Genomic DNA, 14,988 nt, shown 5'->3' with positions numbered 1-14,988 from the left:
AACCAAAAAGGCCATCTCTCCAGAGACAGCCATACATTGCATAAACAGCATATTGTTTTCCGCTCCCCTCACATACCGCTCTAATACGCCAGGCCTTCCAGCGGGATTCAATATACAGATCAATGCTTGCGACCACCTCAGAACACATACATTGAGGTGCGACTCGTCTCCCGACTCGTCCGATCTGGCACTCTATACCCCGCCGGCTTTACGGTTGCTGAGACACAGCTGGGATTCCAACCCGATTCCGTTAGCCGCACCTGACTATTTGATTGTATTTACGCCACCGCTATTTCACCTTCTTTTTCTGGGTGACCCACTGACCTACATAGGTCTTGCCGCCTTTCTTCACGATCGGGGCGACCTGGACATAATATGTCTTTTTGGACTTCAACCCTTTGATCTTTGCTTTTGGTTTGGTTTTGTTCACCACCTTTGCCCCCGCCATGGAAGCTTTCAGAGAGACTCGGTAGCGATAGCCACTGACGCCCTTCAGTTTCTTGCTGCTGAGCTTCAGGGACTTTTTCTTAGCCTTCACTTTCAGCGACGTCTTGGACACCAGGCAATAGGCACTGCTTCCGTAACTGCTCTGGCCTCCGGCGTTGCCCGCCGCACCGCGAACCTCGTAAAGGCCTCCGGCCTTCAGCCCTTTCACTACCACAGAAGGCGTGCCCGCACTGACGGTCTTCCACGCAGAAGCGCCCGCTTGTCGATACTGTACGATGTACGAGGACGCTGCCTGTACGGCTCCCATCTTCACCGTGATCCGCTTGCCGGCGGCGTTGACCTCCGCTTGCTTCAGAGACGGTACAGCTGGCTTGGGCATCTCAGACGTCCTGTCGATGGTAAGGGTATAGCTCATGGTCTTGCTGCGCACTCCATTCCGGACCGCATAGGTCTTGATGACCACAGTGGTCTTCTTTCCCTTGATGCCTTCTACCGCAAACGGTTGCTCATAGATTTGAGTCCCATTGGTGCCCGTGACAGTGTAGGCGATGCTTGCGCCTCTCGTTCCCGTGGTCAGGCTCACCTGTTGGGGTTTCTTGTAGGTACCTTCTTTTGGAGACATCGTCGGGGCTTCCACGGTGCCCTCTGCCACAGATACGGTCAGCGACACGCGCATGGTGTGGCCACCTGTGTCCAATCCCTGCGGCAATGCAGCTGTTCCGTGTACCAGGAACGATGTCTTCTGGAGATCCTCCGGATCATAAGGCAGATCGGAGAGATCCCAGTCCACTGCCGTCTCATGGCGTGTGCCCCCTGTATCTACCACGATGGCTTTTACCTTCTGTACTTCTGCAGCGATGGCCTGCACAGTCGACCCACTTGTGAACTGAGACAGCTGCGTCTGTGAAGGTCTCACTTCCACCACTTCCGCAGGATCCGGGAGCGGCGGTTCAGTGCCGGCTTCCTCGCCGGTGCGGTCGATCGTGTAGGTGAATCGCTGCGGTTCGCTCTTGCTATATGCCTTGCTCTTGCTATACGCGATGGCACAGATCTCATAAGTATGTGTTTCCCCCGCTGCCGCAGACAGAGAGATCGGTCCCTTGTATTCTGTTCCGGTATTGGTTTCCGGCACCTGTACGTCCTCGCCGTCGACCCCGATGTTGTAGCGGATCTCCGTGCCTTCGGTGGCAGGGGCCAGCGTCAGGGTCTTCTCCCTGATGTAGGTTCCCTGCACCAGACTGAAGAGCGGTTTCTCCGCCTTGGGCTTCTCCACCCTCACATGGACGCGGGTACGCAGTCCAAGTTTCGGATAGTTCACCCAGATCTCGGCGGTTCCCTCCGCGGCGGCGAACAGGCTCCCGCCCGCATCCACGGTGGCCACCGATACATCCGTGCTCTGGAAGGTGCATTGGTCGGTCACATCTTCCTTGTTGTAGGTGACGGTGATCTCTTCCGAACGGTCCTTGCCGGCGGTGTACAGTGTCAGGCTGGAGGGACTGGCTTTCAGCGGGACAGCCCCCACATCCAGGTGATCCTTGCTTCTCACCAGCGTCACGTGATAGACCTTGGACACCTTGCCGCTCTCGGAAGTTATCTCCACATCCACCTCTGCGGAATTCTCACCCTGGACCCAGTAGACCGGGAACCGGCCATCCGTCGAGGCAATGTAACCCTCCTCACTCAGTCGCTGGGATGAGCCTATATTTCCAACATTAGCCGCTGGCCATACACGGATGGCCGCTTGCGTATCCGAAGCCTGCAACCAGATATTCAGGAATTTCTTTGTCTCTCCATAGGTCTTGCTGACGTACTCCGTGATAGCAGGATCAAAGGCCGGATCGTACCCAACCCCGGTATTGTGATTGTTCTGATCGACGATCGCTGGCCTGGAGTTGCTGGTGTTAATCACCATGCCTGCCAGATTGGCGTTGTTGGATTCCGTCTGTACGTTCAGGGTGTAAGTTCTGGCATACTCTCTGCTGCCCACCGTCTTTCGCACCGTCACCGTGATGGGTTCCATATCCTCTGTGACAGGCACCGTAACCTTGCCGTTATAGGTCTGTCCGTTCACAGTAGCGGTCATCCCTGTCGGGGCAGTGAGACGCACATCCAGGGCGGTGGCATCGTCCGGCGCCTTCAGGTTGTATTGCAACGTGCCCTTCTTGAATGAGGTGTCCCACTCCACTTCCTTGCTGCGGCACTGAACGCTGATGTTGTCCAGCCAGGCTTTGTTCACGGAAACGGCCATCATACATCCGCTGTCGTTCTTGAAATAGATCGTCCCCTCCCGGTCACAGCACAGCGGGCTGATGCAGTACTGCTGGTCGGTGAGTTCGGGGCGATAGAGAAGCTGCGCCTCCGGATGGCTGTTTGCCGTAGCAGAAGCATCGTCCTCCAGCATGTAGATCCCGCCGGGGAAGGCGTTGAAGGTAAAATACAGCCTTGTCTTGCCTTCTGCTTTGGACAGGATCGGGGCCGCCTGGGGATAGCCGCTGATCTGCGTCTTGTAGATCAGAGAGGATTCCAGGAGGGACTCGTTGTCCCTGATCACGGCAAACACGTGACCCCCGTCGGCGCTGAATTGTCCCCCGGAGCCTGCAGCTCCTACATATATCCGTCCATTGTAGACCACCGGTGTTGAGGTGATCATGGCGTCGATCCCCAGCGTATCCTTCAACTGGATATAGGAGGGGGTTCCAAAAGTTCCGTTCGCATTCAGCTTCGCTTTATAAACGCGGCCACCCTTGGATACAAAATAGATGTTCCCGCCGCTATACACGATGGTACTGCGGATATCTCCCTTGACCCCGGTGATGCGGTCCACCACCTGGCCGGTCTCCCGGTCAAAACAGTAGACGATGGCATTCTCCGGGTAGGCGCCCGCCTCTGCGAAGGTGTTATTGGTCCCGTCGTCGGAGCCTACCACCACATATCTGTCATTCACATAAGCCCCGGCCCAGTAGAAGCCGTGGGCCGGATCCCCGTGCTCCGAAGGACGGAAGGACCAGACCTCCTGCCCTGTCTTCGCGTCCAGCCGGAAGAACACGCCATCCGTATCGTCCTTCTCCCAGATGCCGGTGTAGACGCCTCCGTCCTTATAGGTGACGGGAGAGAGCGACTGGGTGTATCTATATTCTCTGGAGGTCCACTTCTCTTCCAATGTATCCGCATCCAGGCACGCGATCCTGCCGTTCAGGATCGGCACATAGAGCTGGTCGTTGTCAGGATCATAGGTAAGGGGGTTCATGGCATAGCTGACATTCAGCTTCAGTTCTACGCTCTCCTTCAGGATCTCTCCACTGTCCTTATTGATCTGGTAGACGTGTTTGTTGGAAGCCGTGTAGAGACATCCATCGATAATCAGCGGAGGTGTAAAGGAAATGGTATAGCCCTGCACCATCTGCTTCCCCCATTTCAGCGAAGCTTCCTCGTAGGAAGCAGGCAGAGCCACCTCAGTTACGCCGTTATTTTCCGGGCTGTTCTGAAACCGACCCCACTCCACGTCGCGGTCCGCAGCCCAGACAGACTGTGATGCGCTCAGCCAGGCTACCGCCAGCAGGCATAGCAGACCTACGACCGCGGTAGCTGCCAGCTTCTCCGCGGTTTTATAAATACGATTCTTAACATACATAACGATCCTCCCTTTGAATCATTCTCAGGGTTATGGACATGACTAATACACGCCCGTGTCCAAAGCAAAGATCACAGCGACCTCGTCACCGTCCTCCAGTTTGTAGGAACCTGTTCCCACATCCGGAAAGTCTCCATTGACACTGTACAACCACCCGGAGGAATCGTAGAAATCGTGCTCCTTCAGGCTGTTCTTGTCCTGCTTGTCAGGATCCTTCTCTGTCTTACGCCGCTCCTCCATCTCCGCCCGTACATCGTCGGAGATGTGCGCGTTCTTGGCGATGTTTTTCTTGCTGATGCCTGCCAGATAACTCCCGCTGAAAGATCCGGTATATCCGCCTTTCGCAAAGGCGGCCTTCATTGCGTCCTTGACAGAGTCTCCCTTCTCGATCTCTACCTCTGTGCTGTAGATAGTTCCCAGTCCCAGGATATCCGCACTGATGGTCACGGAGACCGTGCCCACCTTCTCTGCTTCTCCTGCTGCGTTACAATCTACCCAACGGGAGACAGTACGCTTTCGCCCCTCGCTGTCCTCTGCCTTGATCTCAAAGGTATTCTTCCCGTCCTGCAGCTCCGCGCGGAAACTGGTCTTCTTGCCGCTTTCGCCGGTACTGCTCAGGGTCGTCCCGTTGCAGGAAACAGAGAACTTTCCCTCTCCCACCGAATACACCGGGATGTTGTTGCCCTTGTAATCCGTGGCGGTGATCCAAAAGTCGTACCGGGTGCCTTCCACCTTCTCTCCATCCACGATGCTGGTCTTCACCGTCGGTTTCCTGGAGTCCTCTTCCTCTGTATTGCCGCTGTCTCCGCCAGAAGGCTTCCTCACATCGTCTGGATCCGTTCCCTCCGGCGCTTTCTCATCAGGATTTCCGGTGCCCGGTGACTTCTTTTCGCTCTTATCGGATTTCTTTGTTTTTGACTTCTGGGACTTGGTGGTACGCTTGCGGTTGCCGTTGTAGCTATACCTCGAGCCTGCCCGCGGCGTATACCTCGGTCTCGGAGTATAGGTAGGCGGTGTAAAACGCCGGTTATTCGAATCCGAGAGATCGTCTTCCTCTATATCGTCTATATCCTCCAGCTGATCTTCGATCTCGTCGTGATCATCCTTCTGTTTCTTGTCGATGGCATAGCCTACGCCGGTCAGGTAGACCTGGGAGCGCTCTATGTCCAGGGTATCCACGTTGTTTTCCGGAACAAAACCGCTCTGATGCTTCAAAAACAATCCGGTGGCAAGCGCCAGGAGCACCACAAGCACGCCGGCGGCGATGGCAAAGATCGCCCTCTGACTGAGTCTCCCTGTTCGCTCATCTCCGGGCAAAGGAAGTCGGTGCAGTGCATTGATCAATCTGTTTTTCATGCACGCCTCTCCTTTCTTCTCTTCCAAGGCTTCGGCAGTTTACGTTCCTTCCATTTTCTCTTACGTTCTTCCTTCCGCGCACGCTTCCCCTTCACCTTGCTGAGGACCAGTTCGTCCTTCATCTGTGTCCGGTGTTTTTCCTCCATCTCCAACGGGCTGAAGGCCGCTGCGTCCCCGATGGTCACAGCCGTTTCACTGAGAGGCAGCTTCTCCTCGAGCATGTACCCGTACATGGCGCAGATCCCGTGCCGCGGTTGCGGATGCGTGAAGTCTTTGTGCCTTCTCCAGGCCTTCCACCCCCTGCGGCCAAGGAAGAAAAGGAACACCAGCAGAAACAGCGCCAGCATGGCGATCCCGACTACCAGGCCGATCTTCCGAAGCAGCTTGCTTACGTTGTCCAGATCTTCGCTCTCGTCCGCCTCATCCGACTCCGGTGGTGGAGTTTCCTGCATCGTGCTGTCATAGGACATGGATTCCAGACCGGTTTCCATATCTGCCTCTTCCATGATTCCCTGGTAGTCCGGGCAGGTCTCGATGGGGACCCATCCGTAACCGTCTACATAGATCTCCGTCCAGGCGTGCTGGTGGCTTTGACCAAGCTCGACCTTGCTGCCCTTCTCCACATCCGCCGGGGTCAGCAGGTATCCTTCCACGTAGCGGGCAGGGATCCTGTAATACCGGAAGATCATGGTGGCCAGACTGGCGTAGTGTACATCGCAGCCCTTGCGGGACTTCAGAAAACCGGCGAGGAAGTCCTTCTTTCGGCTCATCTTCCTGAAGTTATCCGAATACACATAATTCTGTGCCAGGTAGTCCTGGGTGATTGAGATGGCTTCCTTGTAGTCCATGTGGTTACCGGTCTGCTCCCCGGGATCCCCCAATTCCGTGTAGAGGGTTTCCCAGAGCTGTTCCGGCACCTCGGTATCCTTCTGGTAGCACCAGACGTTATAGTGGCTCTCGTTGCGGAAGTAGTCGCTTATCTCCGGGCTGAATCCCGCCGAGTATAACTGTCCGACCCAGTCCGTCCAGCTGCCTGTCATGTTATTCTCACAATCCAGCTTGTATGAACGGCTCCCAAAGAGCCGTGACGACCCCAGGAAACTACCCGCGTAGTTCCGGCTTCCCTTCGGCAGTATCTTCGCCGTCCCCCTCATCTCGTAGGGGATGTAGAGTTGCGAGCGGTCAGCATGCTTCACCTTGATGGACAAAGCCTTCTTCTCTGCTTCTTCATCCACCAGGGCGGCTACGTTGCTCATCTGGGACAGCCCATCGAACCCTCCCTTGTTGAGCCAATACAGAGTATCTCGCCCCTCGTAATAGACGCTGGTCTGCAGTGATTCCCAGCGGTTTCCCCTGTATTTTTCTCCTACGTATCCCCGCAGATAGTAGGAATCCATCTCCTTCCCCTTCACTTCCAGCGCCGTCTTGGTCTTGTCCTTGCTGCCACCGGTGAGCACGCTCTGCCGCTTCGACAGACTGCCTCTTTCCTTGGCCAGTGCCTTACCGGAGAGACTGTTCAGTTGACCGTTCTTCAGGGCACCACTGCCGTAGCGGGCATGCAGGACCCGTTCCATGAGGGCACCGGTCCTGCCGGTAAGCCCTGCGGGATCAAAGGAATAGGCACGATCTACCCAAACACCGATTCCCAGCGTCATGGCCAGGACCAGGGCGATCGAGGCAATCGCCGTCCCCTGGCGGAAGGTACCTCCTCCCATCTGTACCCAGGCCACAGCAAGCGCACCTGTAAACGCCAGCATATAGGGGAATCCCGGCGCGATATCCGCAACAAACATCAGGAAGATCCATGGCAGCAGGAAGAGCAACAACCAAGGGCGCATTCTGCTTCGGATCATGAGGAAGATCAGACCTGCGAGTAAAAGAGCGGACAGTGTCAGGAACGCGCCGGTGGGCATTGCTTCCCCGGCATCGCTGTAACCACCGCTGAATCTGGGCAGCAGCATGTAGACGCTCTTTCCCAACGCTTCTGCCAACTGATTCCATGCACTGAGAAGCCCTTTCAGTGGATTCCCCTTCAGGATTCGGCCAAAGGACCACTCCAACCCCAGACCGCTTACCCAGAGTGCTACAAAAGAGACACTGAGGGCCAGTGCCGAGATGGCATCCGCAACGTTCTGCTGCCAGCTACTGTGTTGTTCTGAATACTTTAACTGCACCGTAATTCTCCAACCTGTCAATATCACGTTCTTCCTGTGCGGTCACGAGGAAGTGATTGCTGAAGCCCCTGTCCTCCAGAGACTCAAGGTATCGATAAACCGTGGAATACTCGCTGCGTCCAAATCCGCAGCTCAGCGCATCGGGCATGGTGTTCCACATCGCCTCCCTGTCCTTGATCTCCTGGCGCCGGAAAATTGCCGCCTTTCCATCATACCAGCCGACGCTGTGGGTCATCCCCTTCTCAAGCAGGCAGGCGGACAGGGACCAGAACAGTTCCATCAGTTTGCTCCTATCCGCCGGACTCACCTCAGCTTCCGGTGACAGCAGGTTATCCAGGATCAGAAGGATGTTGTTCTCGATCGGATAAGAGGGGATCTTCACCACCAGATCGTCCATCTTGGCAGACAGCTTCCAATGGATCTGCTTGGGGCTGTCCCCTTCCTGATAATCCCGGATCCCGAACACCTCTCCGGTATCATTCCCTTTTTCGTACTGGGAATACTGATAACTCTCCATGTCATAAGAGTCCAGATACTCTGCAGGGATCTCCATAGAAGAGATAGCCGGAGCCACGAATCCCGTGCCGGTGCCCGCGACATCCAAGTGCCTTCCAAACAGTTTCAGAGGGTCATAGATCCGAACATCCTCTACGGTCATGTCGATGCGTCCGCAGTATTTCTCCCTGATCTGTACGCACTCTTCCCTGCTTTGCCTGGGCCAGAGGGAGACCGCCAGGGGCAGGATCTGCTCTTCTCCTGTGAGGAGGTTTCGGGCAGACACGCGTCCTTCTGCCAGGAACACGGGAAACCGGGCTTTGTTCCGGATGCAGATGGTACCGGGCATCACCGCATCCTTCTCCACCATGCCGCTCCCCGTAATGTCGATTTCCAGGTGACGGCCGCTCACCCTGGTGATCAGAAAAGCCAGCCCTGCGTAAAGTACGGCAAAGAGCACCGCCAATATCGACGATGCTGCACCGTATCGCAGGTAGATCAACAGGAAAGCCAGGATCCACAGCAGGAATATGATCTTTGTTTTCTTCATGGTTTCACATCTGGAGCAGGCACCTTCTCCAGGATCTCCTGAATAATGGATCCCTGCTCTCTGTTCTGCACATGCGCTCGGGAGTGGAGCAGTAGCCTGTGTCTGGCCACATCGGGGAACACCTCCCGAACGTCCTGAGGCACCACATACCCCCGTCGGTTCAGATAAGCCCAGCTCTGACTCATGGCACAGAGGGCCAGGGCACCGCGAGGGCTGATCCCCAGTCGGAGCAGCTCGTGCTCCCGTGTCGCGCGGCAAAGGGCGGTAATGTACTCATAGATCTTGTCGTGGATGTAGACCTTCCGGCACTGGGCACGCATGGCCATGATCGCCTCCGCGCCGGCAACGCTGCGGATGCTTGCCAGAGGATCTGTCTCACGACGGTCTTTCAGGATGTTGATCTCGGCCGCCGCATCCGGATATCCGATAGACGTCTGGATCATGAAACGGTCCAGCTGTGCTTCCGGGAGCATCTGGGTGCCTGCCGTGCCGATTGGGTTCTGGGTCGCGATGACGATGAAGGGCTCCGGCACCTTTCGGGTCTGTCCGTCCACGGTGATGCTCCCCTCCTGCATAACCTCCAGCAAAGATGACTGTGTCTTGCTGGAGGTACGATTGATCTCATCGGCAAGAAGGATGTTGCACATAGCGGCGCCGGGCTTGTAGTCGAAGGCACCTGTCTCCTTGTTATAGACGGTAAATCCAGTGATGTCAGAGGGTACTACGTCCGGTGTGAACTGGACACGGTTGAACTTCAGATTCATGGACTTGCTGAAGGCCAAGGCAAGGGTAGTCTTCCCCACACCCGGAATATCCTCCAACAGGATGTGTCCACCGGCAATGATCACCGCCAGAACTTTCCTGACGATGTCTTCCTTGCCAAGGATCGCCTTGCATGTTTCGCTCTGAATGGCTGTAATTATATCGCTCATACTACCTCCTAGAAAACAGTTGCTTTCATTTTAACCCATTTCCTCTGGCTTCGCAAGACCTCCCGATTCCATGATTACTTCACCTTTGCTTTCTTCGTTACGGACCAGGGACCGTACCAGGTCTTACCCGCGGCTTTGCGGAAGGCCCGGATCCTGACCGTATACGTCTGTTTTTTCTTTAGTCCCTTTACCACCTTTTTCAGGGTCTTTTTCTTTCCCTGTTTCACGTTGACGACCTTCGCCTTGCCACCCTTCACCGGGGTGCATTGGATCTGGTATCCGGAGACGTTCTTCGGCAGCCGTTTCCAGCTCACAGTGAGTTTCTTCTTGCCCTTCTTTACCTTAGACAAAGATACTTTTGCTGGAGTGAATCGGGCAGTATTGGCCTTTGCCGGACCTTTCGGGGCCGGTTTGGTCGCAGGCTTTGTGTTCGCCGGTTTCTCAGGCTTTGGCGTAGGCTCCGCTCCGGGATCATCCCCCTTCACTGTCACCACCGATATGGGTGGCGCAACGCAAGGGTTGCTGCCTCCTTCTACAGAGTCCTGCCACAGGAAATGCGGACCGGCACTGATGAGATATCTGCCCGGCTCGTCAAAGGATAACGTCGCATTCCCCTTCTCATCCGTTACGAACCCATCCTCGGGGCTCCAGTGGTATCCCTCGTCCCGGCTGACACGCAGTGTCTCACCCGGCATGGGAAAGACCGGTGCTGTCTCCTCTGGATCCTGTTCCTGAGTGCCAACCCTCCGAAGCCTCAGTTGGAAGGGCTTTCCGGCATCCACAGTCACCTCACCGCCATCATCGGCGAAAAAGGCAAACGCCCCCACCTGATATGCGTTCCAATCCGAGAACATCGCCACATCCACCTCATCTCCATCCTCCAGGAGAATATAATCCGCAGTGGCTCCCACTCCTTTCGCCATCAGGGGGAAAGAGTGATTCACATAGTAGAGAAAATTCTGATCGTGTCCCCAGAACCATGGCATGAACAGGCTACAGGGCCCGCCTTCGATGGTCAACGCTTCAGTGCCCACATCCTCAGATGTCAGCTCTCTTCCCAGGTAGTAGTCGCCCAGTGCCTTGATGTATGCCATCAGGAGAGTTGGCCTTTCAACAAGGACCTTTTCATCGGTATACCCGCCCCCCTCGTCAAAACTCTTGGCCTCGTAGCGATAGAAATCTTCCAGGCCGTAATCCTTCAGATCCATATAGGGTACCTCCACCGGAACCCTGGCCATGATGGTACCATCCGCATTGTTTCCGGCAACGAATTCACTGTCATTGCTGATGGTCATGTAAACAGTGACTGTATCTCCCTGCTCCGCATAAACGAACGCGGAGCACAGGAGACAAAATGTCACAGTGAGCAGTGCTCCCAGGAAGGCGGTCCTGCCTCCCCGGAGCATTTTCTTATTCATACTCATATTACTTCTTTGCCTTGATCTTCTTCACAGGCGACCACTTTCCGTAGACGGTCTTGCCGCCCACCTTAGTGAAGGTGCGCACCTTGTAGAAATACTTTTTCCCCTTCTTAAGCTTCGTATCCTTGAACTTTGCCTTGCTAGTTCCGTCCAGCTGAGCGATCACCTTGAAGGAGCCTTTCTTCTTGTTGGCACGGGCGACCTGATAGCCGCTGACATTGGTGTTTTTCTTCCAGGAAAGGACAGCCTTCTTGTGTTTCTTGGCCTTTGTCTTAAACTTCTTGACAGTCTGTACCTTCGCCTGTGTGGCAGCTACCTTATCGGCTTTCTTGACGGCAGTTCCTGCTGTTGCGCTTGCGGAAGACGCCTGCTTGCTTGCTCCTCCTGCAGAAGCCTGTGCTTTGTCGGCGGCCTTCTGTGCAGCCTCGGCAGCTTTCTGCGCCTTCTCCGCGGCCTGCTGTGCTGCCTCGACCTGTTTCAGCGCTTCATCCAGCCTGGCTTCCAGATCCTTAGTCTTGTCCTTTTCCTCATCCAGCGCCTTCTTCAGATCCTCGATAGATTGATTAGCTTCATCAATCTTCTGCTGCGCATCCTTCTGTGCGTCCTCGGCGGCCTTCTGTGCATTTTCTGCTGCCTCCATGGCGTTGTCCGCAGATTCCTGCGCGTCCTTGATATCCTGCTTGGCGGTTTCCAGTTCCGCCATTGCCTGCGCCAGCTTCTTCTCCTGCTCTTCCAGAAGTTCCGCCGTTGTCTTGTTCTCGTTGAGCACCTTCTGCGCAGCGGTCATAGCCTCTGTGATCTGGGCAGGTGTTCCGCTTTCCAGCGCCTTCTGCAGATTCTCCTTGGCCTCAGCAACTGCGTCCTTGGCGGCACCGACATAGGCGGATGGGTCCATGCTGTCACAAAGCTTCTGTGCGTCTTCGCTATCCGCATAGGACGCCTTGGTAATGGTCAGCAGATATTCCTTGGTGACTTCCCCAGACTCAGCGGTGACCACGACTTTCAGCTTGATCGGCGATGCGGTAGCGTTTGACTGATCGAAGTAGCAGGCATACCGATGGTGACCGTTGTTTGTCGCAGTGACATTGATCTCACCGGTCTCCTTGTCACTCAGTCTGTTCTCAGGAACACCGGAGAGGGCGTAGACCTTTGCAGTCGCATTGGCATCACTGGGATCTACCCAAACGTTTTCGAAACTACGGGAGGCCCCTGCCTTATATACGGCAAATGCCTTTCCTTCCGGATCGAACTCCGGACTCATGGTCTTGGCACTGCCGTAAGAGTTTGACTCGTTGACCATGATGGTTGCCAGAGCGTCTTCCTTCCTTTCGCGGATATTCACCGTATAGGTCTTGGTGTTCTTTCCGGAAACAGCGGTAAGGACCAGCTCGGCCTTTCCCTCTCTGACCTTCACGTCACAGGTGTTGCCGGTGAGCTCCTTGCCATTCATCTCCACAGTGCTTCCTTCGGCCGGCACAAAGCTGAATTTCACGCTCTTGGTGCCCGGCGTGACGGTCACGTTGTAGTTGTCCTTGGACTTCTTGAACTCCTTGTCCCATGCCGGGGTGCCACCCTCTGCTGTCAAAGACTCGATCGCTGCTGTGACCGGACCTACCGAGAATACATTCCCAGTGTCGTTCTTGTAGTACAGACATCCGTTCTCATCTGCGATCAGACTGCAATTGCAGTATTGAGAATAGCCTTCCGCATCGTAGATCTGTTCCACGACGACATTGGCTGCATCCGTCTCGTCCGGCTTGACCTTGACCATGTCAATGCCTCCAGGCAGACCGTTATAGGTCGCATACAGATAGATGTATCCGCTCTCCTCTTCATAAGCGGTGGAAAGGATGAAGGATCCCTGAGTCTGGCCCTTGCCCTTGAGCGGTACTGTCCACTTTGTTGCCAGGGTATCCGCATCGAGAGCGATCATGTTTCCACTCTTGAAATTACCAGATCCCACATAGACGACACCCTTGTAGACCACCGGCGTACATTTCGCCAGCATCGATATGGCTTCCGAACTCTTCTTGTCGCTAAACTTGCCGGTCGCCTTATCGAAACTGAAGGATACCACCTCTCCACCTGTCGTGGAGGCATAATACCGATCCGTTGCCTTGTCATAGGCGACGGCTGTACGCACATCTCCGGTCACGTCCAGGCGATCCATCACCTTTCCCGTCTTCTTGTCGAGGGAAATGATCTGTCCAGGATCCTTATCGTTAGTGGTACCGTTTTCTGTACCGATCACCAGATAGTCTCCAACCACCACTGGGATGGCCCAATAGAAGCCACCTGCCTGCGTATGGGTCCATGTCGGGAGCTTGATCTCATTCTCCTTCTCCGGATCCTCGTCTGTAATGGAGAAGCAGGCGTAATGCACATCTCCGTTACCGTTGTTCATGAAGCCCATGTAGGCGTATCCATCGGAGATAACTACAGTGCTCTGCGCCTGTCCCCCCTTGGGATCTCTGAACACCCACAGGGATTTCAGCGTACCGGCGTCAAATGCCTGCACTGCACCGTTGTCCAGCGGACAGTAAATGACGCCATCTTTGTAGGTCATGGGGACGTTTGTGTAGTTCTGTGCCCCTGCCATGGCAGTGGTCTGCTCCGTCTTTCCGGTCTTTTTGTCGATCAGGCGGAGCGAATTGCCAGTTGCTGAGACGACTTTGTCTCCCACCAGAATCTGCGGCCAGGAATAACTACCCTCCCGGTTGACCCAGTTTAGTTGTGTCATGTCCGCAGATGTCGGTGTTGGAAGATCCACGATCGCCATGTTGTTGTCGCTGGCGCGGAAATTGGGCCAAACAGAGGGAATAGAAGGATCGATCTCCGTATTGGAGGCGGCTTTCTCCAGAGTGACTGTCCGCACAGTGTCCTCTGCCACGTTGAGTTTCTCTTTCTGTCCAACGTAGCCAGCCTTGGTCACAGTATAATTATAGTCCATACCTCCCTTCACCTTGAATGTGCCGTCGGCGGCAGGCATCACCCGGTCCCCATCCGGATCGGTCATGTAAACACTGGCGTCCTCCGGAGTTGTCTCAAATCTGACAGCGCAGGACGCCATCTTCTTCACACTGATCGTGTAGGTGGTCGCCTCAAAGCCAGCTCCCTGTACGACAACGGGAATCTCGGTGGTCTCTCCTGTCAAAGCAACTTCGGCTTTCCCATCCTCTGCCTTCTGCCCTGCGATGGTCACCTCATAGCCTGCCGCATACGGCGTTGCTTCTACGCTCACCTTCTCTGTGCTGTCCAGAACGGTCGCAGCGTATTCCATGGTGTCCTGTTTGAAAGCAGGGGCATACTTCAGTGTACTTCCGCCTGCCTCCATCTTCAGCCCCTTCAGATGACTGGTCACCTTGTTGGTGAAGGTGTAGACCTGAGTCTCCCCGGCCTTCTCACACTCCAGGCTGAAGCTGCAGCCGGAAGCGGTGTCCGCCTTTCGGAAACCTGTAAGATTCAGGAAGTTCCCGGTGATCTTACCAGATGATTCCTTTCCGGTATTCTGGTTCACCCATTTGGCTGTGATCGTAGCATCTTTGCCGGCCTCCGATCTGGTAGGCGCAACGGCAAGAGTGGTTATGTTCTCCGGCATCTCAAAGGTGTATTCCCCGGGAGCCCCCTCGAACGCGGGGCTCACCGTATAGCCGGGTGCCGCCCCTACTCTTACCGCCGACAGGAATCCCTCGGATCCACTCTCTGCAGCAAAGGTCTCCTTTGGCATGAAGGTCAGAATCATGACCATCGCCAAAAGGAGCATGCTAATTCTCTTCAGTGTCTGTTGCATACTCTCTCCTTTCTACTAAAACACTGATAGCTTACACTCTCTGGTAGTCTTTCGCCAGCCTCCCTTTGCCGAAACGCCGGTCTTAAACAAGAAGAGCGGCTACCGAAGTAGTCGCTCATGAAAACAAAGTCATTCCATCCAAAGGAATGTATCTTTCCGTCGATGCTGTAACTACCTCAGAGTACATCATCG

At 55.1% G+C, this 14,988-nt stretch carries 7 protein-coding genes; all 7 read right to left on the bottom strand.

The window, feature by feature from the left end:
* Positions 1-289: 289 nt before the first annotated feature.
* Positions 290-4,078 carry a cadherin-like beta sandwich domain-containing protein gene (locus P156_RS0109835; protein WP_027869964.1) on the bottom strand — a complete coding sequence of 1,263 codons (3,789 nt, stop codon included), beginning with the start codon at positions 4,076-4,078 and terminating at the stop codon, positions 290-292.
* Between the two features lie 42 nt (positions 4,079-4,120).
* Positions 4,121-5,434 carry a DUF4430 domain-containing protein gene (locus tag P156_RS0109830; RefSeq protein WP_027869963.1) on the bottom strand — a complete coding sequence of 438 codons (1,314 nt, stop codon included), beginning with the start codon at positions 5,432-5,434 and terminating at the stop codon, positions 4,121-4,123.
* Positions 5,431-7,608: a transglutaminase-like domain-containing protein gene (locus P156_RS0109825; RefSeq protein WP_027869962.1), complete on the bottom strand. Its 2,178-nt coding sequence runs from the start codon at positions 7,606-7,608 to the stop codon at positions 5,431-5,433. Before P156_RS0109825 ends, P156_RS0109830 begins: the two co-directional genes overlap by 4 nt.
* Entirely contained in the window at positions 7,577-8,653 is a 1,077-nt protein-coding gene (locus tag P156_RS0109820; RefSeq protein ID WP_027869961.1) for a DUF58 domain-containing protein, read from the bottom strand. Before P156_RS0109820 ends, P156_RS0109825 begins: the two co-directional genes overlap by 32 nt.
* On the bottom strand, positions 8,650-9,585 hold the full coding sequence (locus P156_RS0109815) for a MoxR family ATPase (RefSeq protein WP_027869960.1): 936 nt from the start codon (positions 9,583-9,585) through the stop codon (positions 8,650-8,652). Before P156_RS0109815 ends, P156_RS0109820 begins: the two co-directional genes overlap by 4 nt.
* Positions 9,586-9,659: 74 nt before the next feature.
* Positions 9,660-11,009, bottom strand: coding sequence for a fibronectin type III domain-containing protein (locus P156_RS0109810; RefSeq protein WP_027869959.1), 1,350 nt, complete (start codon positions 11,007-11,009; stop codon positions 9,660-9,662).
* A gap of 1 nt (position 11,010) precedes the next feature.
* A complete protein-coding gene (locus P156_RS12375; RefSeq protein WP_034802517.1) occupies positions 11,011-14,796 on the bottom strand; it encodes a cadherin-like beta sandwich domain-containing protein in 3,786 nt (1,261 codons plus the stop codon).
* Positions 14,797-14,988 lie beyond the last annotated feature (192 nt).

It is taken from the genome of Eubacterium sp. AB3007 (genome assembly GCF_000688015.1).
Lineage (GTDB): Bacteria > Bacillota > Clostridia > Peptostreptococcales > Anaerovoracaceae > Aminicella.
Note: the sequence above shows the minus strand (reverse complement) of the source record. Positions and strands in the feature narration are given on the sequence as shown.

Coding starts and splice junctions, on each gene's coding strand:
- P156_RS0109835 (WP_027869964.1), bottom strand. CDS start 4,078: ATGTATGTTAAGAATCGTATTTATAAAACCGCGGAGAAGCTGGCAGCT.
- P156_RS0109830 (WP_027869963.1), bottom strand. CDS start 5,434: ATGAAAAACAGATTGATCAATGCACTGCACCGACTTCCTTTGCCCGGA.
- P156_RS0109820 (WP_027869961.1), bottom strand. CDS start 8,653: ATGAAGAAAACAAAGATCATATTCCTGCTGTGGATCCTGGCTTTCCTG.
- P156_RS0109815 (WP_027869960.1), bottom strand. CDS start 9,585: ATGAGCGATATAATTACAGCCATTCAGAGCGAAACATGCAAGGCGATC.
- P156_RS0109810 (WP_027869959.1), bottom strand. CDS start 11,009: ATGAGTATGAATAAGAAAATGCTCCGGGGAGGCAGGACCGCCTTCCTG.
- P156_RS12375 (WP_034802517.1), bottom strand. CDS start 14,796: ATGCAACAGACACTGAAGAGAATTAGCATGCTCCTTTTGGCGATGGTC.